This window comes from Nitrospira japonica, assembly GCF_900169565.1.
Taxonomy (GTDB): Bacteria; Nitrospirota; Nitrospiria; order Nitrospirales; family Nitrospiraceae; genus Nitrospira_C; species Nitrospira_C japonica_A.
The window spans coordinates 1,163,942-1,178,060 of record NZ_LT828648.1 but is presented as its reverse complement, the minus strand read 5'-3'; the positions used below and the strand labels follow the sequence as shown (position 1 = coordinate 1,178,060).

The window sequence follows — 14,119 nt, the reverse complement described above, 5'->3', positions numbered from 1 at the left end:
TTAGGCTGTGTTTGGCCTGGTCTTGCACCCACCTGGAACACCCCTGAGAGCGGCGGACCCGCTTGTAGGTCCTTCATACCGCTCATGCAAGGGTGTCTGGGAAAGAGAAGCATGGACCTCAAGATGGTGGTTCCATTCCTCTAGCGTTTTAAGTAAATTTTCGGTATCTATAGGGGCCGGTTGGTATGAACTTTCTCCAGCCGGGCGCACCATAACACAACGACAAAGCGGTAAATCTACTTTCTTATTGGCTTGGATCTAACGCATGCTCGTTTGATGAATGCCCAATGAAAATAGCTGTAAACATTAGACGCAGTTGTGCAGTGATGTTTGAGATATTGGCATATATTTCGTTCGTCCTTCTTCAAGTAGAGGTCGAGTTCTCCCTTAAGAGATTGGAGCGTCAGATCACGGACAAACCCTTCTAGCAAGTGATCGCGAAATATTTCGACGGTATGAGGACCAGATTTTGTAGCCCAGATCCGAGCGATGAGGACTAATACTGGTTGGAACGCTTTTCCATGTCGAACTTCAAAATGCTCTTGAGTCTGATCGCCGATGCCTTCATGCCAGGTGCGACTGGGCCGGTTGTCGCCTGATGCCCGTTTACCCATGTAATAGGCGCCCAAGTTTCACTGCCGCATCTTGCTGCATAGATGGCAATGCATGTGCATAGACGTTTAGGGTGATCTCAATGCGCTTATGACCGAGTCGCTCGCTTACCACTTTGACCGGGACCCCAGCCTGAAGCAAGAGCGTCGCACACGTATGACGAAGCCCGTGGAAGGTAATCCGTTTGATTGCAGCTGCCTTGATCAGCCTGGCGAATCCCCGCTCGCCGAGATTATTCATGGGCAAGGGCCGGCCAAAGTCACGAGCGAAGATGAGCCCATGGTCCTGATAGGAAGTTCCTAGTAGAAGCCGCCGTTCGGCCTGCTGCGCCTTGTGTCGGCGCAACAGCTCAATGGTTCGCTCGTCCAGATCGACGGTGCGAGCCTTTCCGTTTTTCGTCGGCCCAAAGAGGGGCAGGGCGTCTTTCTTGCCGATCTTCACCAACTGTCTGGCGATTGACAGGGTCTTCTTCTCAAGGTCCAGATCTGACCACCTCAGCCCGCAGAGCTCCGCTTTGCGAGCGCCACCGTCCAGTGCCGTTGCATAGAAGGCTGCATCTTGTGCGCTACCGGCCTTAGCGGCCATGAGGAAGGCCTTCGCCTCCGGTCCATCCCAGCAGTTCGCGGTAAGGTCCTCATGATCGGTTTGACGCTTCGGCTTGCCAATCACGAGGGAAGCTGCGTTCCGAGGGATGAGGTCCTGCATGACAGCCGCTTTCAGGGCACTATGCAGAATGGTGTGATGTTGCGAGACAGTCGCCGGGGCCAGTTTGCACGATTGATAGTAGTGCTGAATGTGGCTCGCACGAAGATCGCCAAGCCGATACTGGCCTAAGGCGAGTTTGAGATGCCGCTCGATGACATTTTGGTAGGTCTCGCACGTGCGCAGTCGCTTATTTGGCTTGATGGCTGATTTCATCCATTCATCGAACCATTCCGACAAGGTCATTTTTGACGGACTAACGACTTGGCCACGATGCAGATTGTGAAGCATCGAGGCAAGTTCGGCCTGCGCCTCTTTCTTGGTCCCTTGAACCGTCTTCCACATCTGGACACGCTTCGTACGCCCTGTGAGCGGATCCACCTTCCGGCCAACGTCGAGCACGATGGTCCAGCTTCGAGGATTCTTCTCAGGATTGCGTTGGAAGAGATGGCCGCGCATGAAGGCCTCCTATTGGTTTCGGGATCGCGTAGGTCCTCGACGGCACCTGTCAGAATCCACGTGGAGCGTTCCGGCCTGTTCTTCGCCGGTCAGTATTGAAATGCTCTTCCAGCAAGTGACGGATCAGACCGGAAGCCGTGGTCCCGCGCTGACGCTGAGCGTCGAGCTTAGTTTTTAGGGGCTTCGGCAACTGAATGTTGAGTCGCGCCATTCTCATGGGTACCCTCCAGAATGGGTCATACTACAGTTTATGATGCATATGATGCAAGTGGTGTTGAATGGGGTCTGCCGGAGTGCTACAGTCGCTGGCTAATCAACCTAGTTAGCGATTCACATGCCCAAGGATAAAGAGAAAGAACCGGAAGAACCGGGCATCTGGCACTTTCGCGAGGTACCCCGAGAAGCTATCGTGAAGGCGAAAATCGGCGCGGCCCTGGAGGGTCTGTCCGTGAAGGCCTATATCATCAAACTAGTAGAGGCGCACTGGAAGGACCTGGAGAAAGGCGGCAGCATTCCGAAGAGCAAGTAGGAGGCCGGTCATGGGACTGAGGCGGCGCTTTGTGATCTTCGCTTTGCCTGAGCAGCACGGAGGAAGAAACTTCTACATTAGCAAGAGCGGAGGCATCACAGACATTCCGCCAGCTGTGGCGAAATTTTCTTCCTTCGCAGAAGCTCAAGCATTTGCCGCCTCACACAATATCGAATTGACTGCCGCCAGATATATTGGACAGGCAGATTTCATGGAATGGGATTGCCGTGAACTCTAAGTCCTGGTGGTTGGCAGTCGGTTAGCGGTCTTTGCAACCTTGCGGAATCTTGGGGAATTGAGGTTGGGGCCGAAGGAGCCGTTCGAACTCAGTGACACGTTTACAAGGACTGCCTTAGTGTTTTGATAAGCCTCAATTCATACCTATTCCGGCAAGGTTGCTGGATCAATCATAAGCAAAAGGTGGAGATTTAGCGGCACGCAGGTTTGGCGGTATCAAGGAGGGCTTTATTGAAGGTCCGTCAGTAGGAACGGGAAGTGGTTCCGAACTCAATGCAGGACTTACCCACTGGCGCTTTTCTACCAAGGTTGGTGCCTGGGTCAGTGCCCCGATGGGAGCGATACCCATAGAATCAAGGACACCTATTAGCTCGTTGAAGACGGTCTTACGATGTAAGATCCACGTCGAAGCAAAGCACCGCCAGAGGCGCCATCCCGCCCGCTCAAGAATACGCTGGCGGCTCATGTCATGTGGCCATCGATCAGGTCCATGAAATTGATCGCCATCACACTCGATCGCGAGCCTGGCATCCCCGGCTCCTTCTACCACCATATCAATCCGATAGGCCCCGGTCTTTACTTGGGGAATAACGCGATACCCTTTGTCCACGAGGGCATTGAACATCTGTTTCTCGAATTCAGACTCACAACGCTCGATTAAGCGATCTGCTTCGGCTTCATCGGTTACCATTGGTTTGTCAAAATGCACAAGTAAGGTCTTGCGAATATCTCTATCGGAAAGTGAGGCAATGTTTACCGATCGAACCAAATACATACGGTCTCTAGCTCGAGATGCCGCAACATTGAAACGCTGTTCGAACATGGTCCCTGACAACGCTTTGCAGTTCGCCGTATCGACGACCATGCTGAGAAACATGATATGGCGCTCGCTTCCTTGAAATGTACGAGCATCGCCGCACTCAAATCGCCGTCGAATGAGCTCTGGCCCATCGCATCGCTTTCGTACTACCATGTCAATGTATTTGGCCTGTTCAATCCCGAGTAGAGACACCACGCCGATGGTCCGATTCGCAAACCGTTTGTCTCGAAGAATGCTCTCAATCTCTTCAGCAATGGCCTGTGCCTCAGATGTGTTGCGATCGCGCGAATCTCGAATCCCTCCTTCAACATAGAGATCTATCAACGGTGGATCGATCCGTTCGCTCGGTCGGGGAATGCGCAATGGCCAAATTTTGCCTCCGTAGAACATGCGATTAGAGTATGCGATGATCGAAGGGACACATCGAAAGTGCTCCCGAAGCATGACTTGGTCAGACGCAAATACACGGGCGGCGAGGTCGTAGAGCGACTTCTCGGGTGTCATCTCGACACCGTATGGCTGCTCAGTCAGGAACCGAGCTTTCAGTTCTCGAATTCTCTCTCCTGCAATAAAACCCGCATCTGGTGAAACCTGCTTATCATCTCCAACAATGAGAACCTTTTTCCCCCGCAAGATTGCAGGCAATGCCCAGAGATCCGATTGACTGGCTTCATCCACAATAACTAGATCAAATGCACCAATGTCCGCTGGCATTGCCTCGGAAATCCGCGCATGACTCATAATCCAACAAGGCACCGCTCCAGCCGCATCCGTCATCGCATCGCGAGCATCACGGCGATATCGAGTCGCATTAGGGCCAGTCCCTTGCCCTATACGTCGGATGGCCGTCGCGTATCCAGCCAAGGCCTGGAGCACTAGATGTGTTGCATTCTGCTTTGTCGAGATCCATGCAGCCTTTGCGACGAGTTCCCTATAGAGCCGCGCTAACCCAGCTTCAAGTTCCTGTCGCCGTGCTGCCAGTGCATGTAGTTCCTGACGTGACTCGATAGCCTCCAGATGTGTTCGCATGCGAGCCCAATTCCAGGCCTCACGCCAGGATACGGGAAAGACTGTATCATCTCCCGAAGTGGTCAGAGGGTGAGTGCGGACGCGTTCCGCTAATTTCGGAGCCCCTGCCTTTTGAAGCCGTGTCCCAAGATCGCAAACGAGAGCGAGTTGACGGGACAGACTAGCAAGGCGTGCCAGTTCCGCGAGTAAGTCGGCATATCGAGCTACAACGCTTTCGGTCGTGATCTGCGGATTGCCAAGTGTGCCTTGGAGGAATATATGGAATTGTTCAACGATCGGCCCAGTCTTTCCCGCCAACTTTTCTCGGAGCATCGCGAGTTCCGTGGCTGCTTGTGCCAGGTTCACTCTGTGAAGATGTCTTAGGAGATGATCCCGAATGATCTTTAATTCCGATGACGAACCTGAAAGGGCTTCATGTGGTGCTTGCAGAAATACGGCCTCAGCTTGCTTGGGCAGTACCACATCGTAATGGGTTGCCAGCCGATGGGCGTTCTGTGCAGTTGTCACGACGACTTCAATCTCGCGTAGGAGATTGCCGTGGTGAGTGAAGCTAGGAAGCGAGAGATCGGATGCCAGATGGTTCCAACGTACCGTAAAAGACAACATTTCCTCATGGAGGTTGAGAAAGCGAAGTAGGTGCATCCAATCCGCAGCTGTCTGAGGCGGCAGCCCGCCAATACGCACGTTCGCAAGGTGGGTCTTGGCCTCGGTTTGGCCAAATGACAGCATCCCAAATGGTTTACCATCGGAAACCGCGCGCATGACTGCCTCACGAGTCTTGGGCGACATGAGTCCTGCTTCGGGGAATTTGACCGGACGATGGAGAAACTGCGCCCTTGCCCTCGTCAGGCTCGTCACGTCGGCGAAAAGCGATTCAAGCGCTTGACGTTCGGCCGCGAACGAACTCAATTTGCACTTAGTGCGAAGCGTCATAGGCCAGGTGTCGGCAATGCGCTCTAGTGTCTCCGTCAATTCTATTGCCTCAACAAGACAGGCCGTCAAATCACGAGCAGATTGGAGCACATCAGGGGTTATCGCTTTCAAGGAAGGAAGTGTCCCCTCAAAGATCTCTGTTTCGATAACTTTCATCTGCGATAGCACCTCATGGAGAGAGGCTATCCGCGCAGTCGGAAGCAAGTCGTCCGCAGAGGGGATCACGGTCTGAACATACACAAGATCCGCCGCAAGACGGCGCCTTGCGGCTCGTAGCTCTCCGGCTTCTTCCTGTGATAGAGGAGGTGCTTGGTCAGGGGTAAGCGTAACCGAGTCATCGAACCACCCAAAACGGTCTTCACCAGATACTACAAGCTCCGCCAATTCCTGGGGGCGTCGTTCGACCGTGTCGACGATGACGTGAGAGAGTTGCGAGAGGGCAATTTCATCTACTCGTTTGTCAATTCCCATGACATCCACATGAGCCCTTCCGATCGCATTCTGCAGCAATACAATGTCCTGTCGAGCCTGCTCCAGATTGAGCTGCGAAACCTGATGCTGAATACTTTCGACAGAGGCTTGAAATTGCCGGACTCCCTCCCGGTCACTTGCGAGCAAGGCGACTGTGAGTGGTCGAACTTCCTCCGGAATATTCTTCTGGAGGACCTCGAGTGCAGGTTCTCCTCTCGAGGTCACAAGGACGCGGCGTCCCGTCGCCAAGTAGTGACAGATGATGTTGGCTATTGTATGGGTTTTCCCTGTTCCCGGCGGGCCTTGAACGGTCACACCGGCGGCTCGTTCGAGGCATTTGATGATTGTGACTTGCTCATCGTTATAAGGAAGTGGAAAGTAGAGTTCCCTCACCGGACCGTTGCCCACATCGCCTCGGCTCGACAATCCTCGGAATCTGATTGAATCAGGCTCGATCTGAAGGTCTGTAGGTCGCGTGACTAAGGCCTGTGGACCCATGGGAATAGGGCAACCTGCGTCCAAACTCTCCTGCAGATGCCGAAGATCCTCGAGCAGGTAATTGTTGGAACGGGGTCTGGCCAACACTGCCCAGGTATTTGTCACGATCAGATGGTCTCCCGGGCTCGGAAACACAGACTCAGGAGCAAGACATTCCTGATAGGAGCCTTGGCTATCTAATCCACCTGCCGCGAGTTTCAATATGTCGCTGTAGCTGGAACTGTCAAAGGGCGTGACAGGCTGGTCCCTGTGAGCGTCAAGGTGCGCGCGCATGGCACGTTCGACCTCGGCCGCCCCGGCGACACCGCAGGCAATGAAGGCATCCATCTCCACGCGTGATGGAGTGGCACGAGGCCGGATGTCTAACGCCAGAGTCGCCTCGTCCATGAATATTTCAACGGCCTGGGTGATCAGTGGATATTCGAAGTTAACAATCCCCTCTTCCCATGGTAGGTTCCACAATGAAGCGCCAATACCCCACACCAACTCCTGCGGTTTTGCTGTTTCCTCAGCTTCCAATTGGTGTTTGATGGCAAATAGGTCACCATATAATTCGATGGTCTTGCGTCGGGGGCATTCGCCTTCCGCCCAGGACTCCCATAGCGTGGAATACTCCTTCAACACGTTCTCTAGTGCAGCTCGCTCGCGTGCCTCAATGGTGGCTTGATCTTCCGGTATCTTGTCAGCGAGCAGCTGAGTCATGCGATGAAGGAATGCTGCTTCGTCGACCAATGGCTTCGGTCCGTGCGGGTCGACGCTTACACGGATAATGTCCTTGTGGGTGGTCGGAGTGGCTGGGGGTGAAGTAGCTTCGAGGCGGCGGAGCCTAAGCCAGATATGATCGCCGTCGATTTTTACATCAAAGTCTATACCTGGGAGGCCACTAAGGTCCTCTCGACGCCAGACCAAACCTTTTGATGCGGATAGGCGAAAGCCACGAGGATCAATCTCTTTCGCTTGCTCATGAATATACTCAAGCAACTTGTGAAGTAGCGTTGCCGCTGGGCTCATCTCTCATCGCCTCAAGGAAATAGAGCAGGAGTGTATGCCGTCCCTATGAAAGAGGTCAATTCAGAGAACGATTTTCACGCGGAATCTCCGTTAGGATGGATTATGCACGTATTTGTTGCATGTGGTTCTCGAGTCACCTTTCCAGCTAACCTACAATCGATCTCGCTATAAGGTCACCATGCCCTTCACCGTTCATCCCTTCCTTCGCATGCCGCTCTGTTCCCCGTGGACTATCAAGTCGAAGACTTTAAGGGCTTCGCCATGGTCTGGAATGTCTGGCCGTTGGACTGACGATTCTCTAAGATTTGCCGCTTCGAGTTGGGTGGGTCTGCTCGCTCACGGTGCTTGGACTCCTTAGTCCACCAACCCCCCGCCCCGGTTCATATACCGGCATGTCCAATCGAGCTCCATAATCGACGTTGGCCGCTCCGGAGAGCCCGCCGCGATCGCAAACCTCTTCCCGAGTTCCACACAGGTCGCCAGGCGCACACTCTCGAGGGAGAAGTTGTAATTGCCGATGCCGGCCAACAGCTGCCTCTGCTGAATGGCGAGACTCTCCTTCATCTTCATGGACTGGAAGATCCTTTCGAGAGCTTCGGAAATCATTTGGACTAGCTTGCGCTGACACTCGACCAAGGCCGTATACCGTTCAGCCGTACAAGCTCGCTTCGCTCCGATGACGGCACCTTCAGCCAGTTCAAGCTCCCGAGGGAAGGCTTCTAAGCACATCTGCACGTCGTCGCTTGTTTCTTTGGCTGTGGTTCGCGCACTGCGAAGCTTGGTCAAGGTTGTCGAACTGGCCTGTGAACGTTCGGCGTCTCGGATCTCGCAGTTCAACCGCTCCAGATCCTCTTGTGCTTGCGCCTGCCGCTTCACCAACTACGCGCGCTCACCTTTGAGCGATTCGACCTGTTGCACACAACGGTCATAGTCTGGTTCCGCAGTGTCTTTTCAATGGTCGTAGTCACAAAGCCTCCTTGGTTAGATGATGGTTAGCACATGCCTGTTAGAGCGCACGTAGAGCGCCTTTTGTTAGTGAGACCTAAGAACACGATCGGAACCTAGACATGATCACACGGGCACCTTGAGATATATCCCGAATCGTTCGTCGATGACAGGCGATAGACCCTTCGTATGGCAATCGACAGCCTCCTCCTACTTTTCGTCCGCAAAAGTCCTTGGGTTTTCAGTTTGTTAGTATCCTTTGCAAGTTATTGCCATAGAAACCCTTTTTACTTGGGGCCAAACGGACCATTTGGCTTCTGCTTGGTTTGTTGTTCCACACATTTTGACCATTCTTCGTGTGTAGCGGTCGCCGGCACAATCATCACGTATTTATCCTCTTGGGTCTGAGCAAGCGTATCCTCTTTGAACAAGTTCAGGATCCGGACGGCGAGACTCAACGCGTCAATTTTATTCCAGAATCGAATCTTAATGCTGCTGCCGGCTACTTCCATACTTGAGACTGCGGCGGCTGTGTCGTCGTCGAGTTGATGCAACTTCAGAGGTTTGCCATCGGAATCGAAAATCTTTCGTATATCTGAAAAGCAGATCCGCGTGAGCTGCCTAAGTATAGCTTCGGTCTTGAGTTCGCATTGCATAGTGAAATGCCTCATTCGCTGCTCGATCGCCTTCGTAATGTCAACATTTGTCAACAATCTCTGACCGATCTGTCGAGCTGTCTTTTTGGAGTAGCCCGCGCGAATTGCGGCCTGTGCACCATTGAAATCGATCACGTATTCTTCAACAAATCGGCGATGCTTCAATCGAAGATTGTTCACAGGTCAGAATCCTTTAACAACCGTTGAAGAGAAAGAGACCATTCATACTGGTCCATCAAAGGTGTGGGTCGGGCCCTGTGTTCAAACACCCCGATCGGTCCTCAATACGGCCGAAGAGATCCAGACTGGCACCCCTTCATACTGCACCACCACCCAAAAGGATTCCTGGGACCCAACTTCCACGCATTCCAAAATCTCTGGTTCCGCTGGTCCAGCAATTGATCCATCCGCCCGTTCCCAATATACAGAACGTGGTTGACGAAGCGGCGATTGGATCATCACGGGCTTAGATAATGACACTACTCGAACCTTACCGGCGGCCTTCTCTATTAATCGCTTGGCCTGCTCATCAGGAAGGTCCACGAACTGGCCTGCCTTCAGCCGAAGTTCACCAGAAGGTATCAGCAGTATTAGAGGTAGGGAGGTTTCAATCAGCATAGGTCGATCACTTCCGCCTCTGACTCTGAATACTTCGAAGCTGTCCCGGAACCCGCAAGCAGATGGGAACTAGCATTTCCTTTAGAGTTGCTTAGACTTTCGATCAATTCCCCTTTCCATGTTTCTGGTTCCCTATATATAGAGGGAACTAGGAAACCAGCATTTGAATAAATAAATGGGTTCCCTTTCTTACCGGCCCCCTGACGTAAAACCTTCCTATCCTCAACCAAGCGCCGGAGTGCCTTTACTTTGATTGCCTTACGACTCCAAATGTTGTCATGAATCACTGATTCCTCGACGGGCTTCCCCTGCGTTGCTAGAAAGTCGAGAATGAGCGTAGCTATCGCAACCTCTTCTGCATCCTTTCGCAATGGGCCAATGGAAATCAGCCCGTTTTCGCCCTCCATGCTGAGAGTGACTTCTTCGAGATCTTCTCCATAGCGCTGAATGGAACTCAGCGTTCGATATTTTTCTGTACGTTTGAGGATGAGCGCAGCGTCAACTGCGGCAAAAATTGCGGTTGAGCCGAGAATGGCATCACCGCCGTCTCGATTTCCCTTTCCCAAGTGATGAACCGCGAGAACATGTGCATTTGATTCACGTGCCAGAACAAGTAATGGCTCCAGAGCTGAAGTAACCGACGCGTAATCATTGCAGTCTCGCACTCTCGTGAATCGGAATAGAGGATCCACAATGATCAATACAGGTTTGTCGCGTTCCGTAGCGGCTCTAAGTTGTGTTAGCCCATTTGCAGGCGAGGGGGCGCAAAAAATATGGACTGCCTCGGCTCCCGTCGCTCCCATCAGTTGAAAGTGCTTACGTATCTGCGATCGTTTCTCTTCAAGGGCAAGATAGAAGACCAATCCCTGAACGGTTTCCATGCCAAGCCAGGGAGTACCGCGAGAGACGCTCAGCGCGAGATTCCGAGCCAACGTGCTTTTCCCGGCTTTTGGTTTTCCGCAAAGCAGCGACAGTCCGCCGACCACCAAGCGTTGCTCGACGAGCCATGTTGTCAGCTCATCGGGTTCAGTGAGCAGTTCAGCCAACGATGTAAACTGAAGCCCAAATGTTTGTGGCTGTGGAACTATCTTTGAGAGTAAACCAGCAACATCTCTTTCAGTTTTCTCTACCGCCCATTCAGAAAAGTCTTTGGCGTTTGTGGGCAAACTTATCCATTCAACGCTCGTGGCTATTCCTGTGAGGGAATGCGCGATTTTTGCTCCATGCTTTCGCCCTGGTTCATCAGCATCGGGCAGAATGACCACCCGTTTGCCGCTTAGAGCCTCGGAGTAACCGTCGTTCCATTTCTCCGCTCCCATTGGGTTACACGTAGCAGCCCAGCCCGCAGGAAGACCTAGCTCATAGGCTCTCTCTACATCTTTTTCGCCCTCAACGATTAATACATAATCGGCCTTCAACACTAGCGGCAGACGGTAGAGCACGAGCCGAGTATCATTCACATTCCATAACCAGTCGCTTTGACCGACCGGCCGCCGCTGCCGGAAGGTTTTGGGATGATACCGAAGAACTTGGAAGAGGAGAGTTCCTCTCTCGTCTGTATAGTCATATGTCGCCACGATTTTCCCAAGCCTGGTGCCATTTCTCTTACTCAGTCCTGCGAGTTCAATGACGCGCTTCTTTTGATCGGCAAATGTCTGGATGCCTTCCTTCAGCGCGACGAGACGAAAGATGTCAGCTTGTTCAAAACACTTCTGGCTCCAACACGTCGCGATATCGCCCTTCACCGTAACGCTATGATGTAGATCTCCGTTCTTATGTCGTTCGGGAAACAGGCAATTCCACTTTCCTTTTTCATCGGGAGCGCTCCCGTAAGCCCTCAAGATCATTTGCACCGCTACAGCAGTCTTTACTTCAGCCGACGTCATCAAATTCGAGCAATCAGTTGGGGAGGTTGAGCAAGGCTTCATGCGTTCACCATCGACTCGATGCGAGGAGACAGTGCAGCCTTCGGTACTCGGATACGTCTACCGAAGCGACGACTGGGCAATTGGCGCGAGCGAATCAACTCGTAGACGGTTGCTCGTCCGAGGCCGAGAAAGACACGGACCTCTTCGGGGCTTAACCAGTCGCCAAGTTCCTCAAATGAAGGCTTCTTGTTATTAGTGACTGTTTCCATTGAGACTTGCCTCGCAGAAATTAACTGTCTGGAGACATGTCTAGCCTAGGCGAGATGGATTGTTCTAGCGCTTTTAGGGTCTAACAAACGGGGGCTATTTATTGAGCTCAGTTGGAGGGATCAAAGAATAGGGAAGCGACTGTGCGGTGTTTCTGATGAGCCCTCTCGACATAAGAAAATGTGCGCTTCCGCTCCTTAGAAACTTTGTCGAGAGCTTCTTTAACTCTTAAACCATTTCTAACGTGAAACCCCACGAGATAGGCGAGGTACATCTGCTCGCAGAGGTCTCCAACCACTGGACGACCTTTCGCTCGGCCTGTCTTTCCATCAACTAGCTCTTGAAATACCTCATAAAGTTTCTTCGAAAGAGGCATGCTCAGGTCTCGTTCTTTGAGCAATTTCGCTAGTGGCTCCCTATCACCTCGCCTGAAGGCTTGGATAGCGCCCCATTCGTAAATATTCATCGCCTACCAGCCTAAATTTGGAGTTCACACGTGAGGGTATGTGCCCACTAAGATTGCAAACCTGGTGCAAACGAACTCGCCGATACTCAAAGATCTTAACCGATGTTCGTATAGGCCATAACCGAGGAAATCCTGGCAAAAATCAGTTCCATGATGATCTGTGGAAGGTTGGTGCCGAAGCCGGGATTTGAACCCGGACACCCTTGCGGGCGCTAGACCCTGAATCTAGTGCGTCTGCCAGTTCCGCCACTTCGGCAAGAGGCTTGGTCGAACGGACGAGGAACGGGATTATCCTGAATTGGCCTCGTCCGCGTCAAGCAACTCTCTTAGCGACCGCCTTCAGCTTCCCCGGGACGGCAAGGCGGTCGATGTCCATAGTCCGGCCGTCGCGATGTCTTGTCGGGCGCCGGTGAGAATAATTCGCTCCCTCACGAGGGCCGCCGATCCGAGCAGCTCTGCCGCCCCGATCCAAGGCGCGTTGTCGGCAATGAGAACGTCGAATCTGACGCGGCTGAACAAGGGATCGCCCAAGACGCGGGCGGCCGTGGTGATGACCAGGCGTCGGTTCTGAATGAACGCCTGGCGGTTGGTGTTTTCCTCGGCGGCCAACAGTTCCCGGATTTTTTTCGTCCCCCCCAGCCGTACAATGTCTTCCTTCAACTCTTCGAATTCCGGTCGTATCTCTTTGGGAACCGCCGCTTCGGGCGCCAGCTCGGCGATGCGGCCCCTGGCGATCTCCAGCTCCTTCATGAGACCCGCGATCTGGTGTTCGTACAGCTCCCGGTACTGATGCAGCGATTCGACGTTTTTGCCCACGGCCTGCATACTGAGCCTGCGCAGAAGCGGCAGCTTTTCATATCCCGCCAGCGTCTCATTTCCTTCCTGGAGCTTCCGCCGAAGATCGTTGACCTGGGTCAAGAGCCGCCATTCGAGCAGGCGCACCTCGTCGAGGTCCTTCTGCTTTTGCGACTTGTACGCCAGCAGCGGAGTCAGCTCCCGGAACCGCTCGTATTTCCGCCGGAGGGTCGCTTTCTCGGCCCGGGACTTCGCATAAAATTGGTGCATTTGCGCCTCGAAGCCCACCTCATGGATGGGCAGGCCGGCCGATTCCCGCGCCAGAGTCATTTCATAACGGCTGATCCAGGTTTTGTAGAGGAGTCCTCCGGCCTTCATGGCACGGGCGATGGTGCCCGCCATCTCGTCCGCTGCCTCATGATCCGGGCAGACGAGCAAAATGCGTTTGTTCCCACGAATCGCCTCGATGGCCAGAGCTGCGATGCGCTGCCGTCTTGCGGCTGGGTCATCGGACCATACGGTGGACAGCATGGCCACTCCGCCGGCTTCCTCATGCCCCGAACCGGCTTCGAGCATCGGAGCCAGGCGATCGGCCGGTCCGAACCGGACGGTATCGGCCTGAGCAAGCATGTCGGTCAATCTGGTGCCACGGGATGCCAGATTCCCCGCATGGTCCGGTACGATGGTCGCCCCGGTCACCACCGGGCCGATGGCATCCCCGGTTTGTGCAAGTAAGACACTGCCCTGAGACCGAAGGGCCACCCCCTCCGTCGGTTCCATGTCATCCGTGAGGACGATTGAAAAGGGCGCATCGATTGTGACCGCCCGGCCGGCCGGCAGGACGAACTCATAGAGATGCAGTGATCCGACGGTGTGGAGCAGACGTCCCTCTACAGGGGCGATCGGCCGGTCCATCTCCGTCACAGCCGGCAATCGTTGGTGGTCGGAGAGCCGATCGGCCCAGGTTTGAATCAAGTCTCGTGCGGCGACAGGCATGTGTTCAAAATGGCGAAGACGAAAGGGAATTATGCCCGGCATCATACGGGCAGCCGAGGCTGTGAGTCCAGTTCGCCGCTGCTGCGCCGGACCGCCCGAGCATTCACCCAAAACCGCCGGCGAATCCGTAGGACACCGAAGAACAGAATTGACTTTTCAGCTTCCCGTCAGTATCCTCTTTTTCTTTCCAACAGAAGGAGTTAGGGC

The 14,119-nt window shown here is 53.6% G+C and carries 9 protein-coding genes and 1 tRNA gene; 2 read left to right on the top strand and 8 right to left on the bottom strand.

All coding sequences use genetic code 11. The features are described 5' to 3' along the window. Positions 1-606 precede the first annotated feature (606 nt). Positions 607-1,659: a tyrosine-type recombinase/integrase gene (locus NSJP_RS05660; RefSeq protein WP_172834190.1), complete on the bottom strand. Its 1,053-nt coding sequence runs from the start codon at positions 1,657-1,659 to the stop codon at positions 607-609. 448 nt (positions 1,660-2,107) lie between these two features. Between NSJP_RS05660 and NSJP_RS05650 the strand changes: the two genes are divergently transcribed. Then, positions 2,108-2,302, top strand: coding sequence for a hypothetical protein (locus NSJP_RS05650; RefSeq protein WP_080885948.1), 195 nt, complete (start codon positions 2,108-2,110; stop codon positions 2,300-2,302). A gap of 10 nt (positions 2,303-2,312) precedes the next feature. Continuing rightward, on the top strand, positions 2,313-2,540 hold the full coding sequence (locus NSJP_RS05645) for a hypothetical protein (RefSeq protein WP_080885947.1): 228 nt from the start codon (positions 2,313-2,315) through the stop codon (positions 2,538-2,540). Positions 2,541-2,705: 165 nt separating this feature from the next. Here the strand turns inward: NSJP_RS05645 and NSJP_RS05640 are convergent, their stop codons facing one another. From NSJP_RS05640 to NSJP_RS05600, 7 genes are all read right to left on the bottom strand, one after another. After that, positions 2,706-7,301: an AAA domain-containing protein gene (locus tag NSJP_RS05640; RefSeq protein WP_080885946.1), complete on the bottom strand. Its 4,596-nt coding sequence runs from the start codon at positions 7,299-7,301 to the stop codon at positions 2,706-2,708. Positions 7,302-7,655: 354 nt separating this feature from the next. After that, on the bottom strand, positions 7,656-8,180 hold the full coding sequence (locus NSJP_RS19715) for a hypothetical protein (protein WP_155969910.1): 525 nt from the start codon (positions 8,178-8,180) through the stop codon (positions 7,656-7,658). Between the two features lie 353 nt (positions 8,181-8,533). Continuing rightward, on the bottom strand, positions 8,534-9,082 hold the full coding sequence (locus NSJP_RS05630; RefSeq protein ID WP_080885944.1) for a terminase small subunit: 549 nt from the start codon (positions 9,080-9,082) through the stop codon (positions 8,534-8,536). Between the two features lie 431 nt (positions 9,083-9,513). Next, positions 9,514-11,448 (bottom strand): AAA family ATPase, encoded by a 1,935-nt coding sequence (locus NSJP_RS05620; protein ID WP_080885942.1) that lies wholly within the window; start codon positions 11,446-11,448, stop codon positions 9,514-9,516. Then, complete coding sequence (locus NSJP_RS20050) at positions 11,445-11,657, bottom strand: helix-turn-helix domain-containing protein (RefSeq protein WP_080885941.1); 213 nt, start codon at positions 11,655-11,657, stop codon at positions 11,445-11,447. The genes NSJP_RS05620 and NSJP_RS20050 overlap by 4 nt, the downstream gene beginning before the upstream one ends. A 633-nt stretch (positions 11,658-12,290) precedes the next feature. Continuing rightward, positions 12,291-12,377: transfer RNA gene (locus NSJP_RS05605), tRNA-Leu, on the bottom strand. 83 nt (positions 12,378-12,460) lie between these two features. Further along, positions 12,461-13,957, bottom strand: a complete 1,497-nt coding sequence (locus NSJP_RS05600; protein ID WP_080885939.1) for a hypothetical protein — start codon at positions 13,955-13,957, stop codon at positions 12,461-12,463. Positions 13,958-14,119 lie beyond the last annotated feature (162 nt).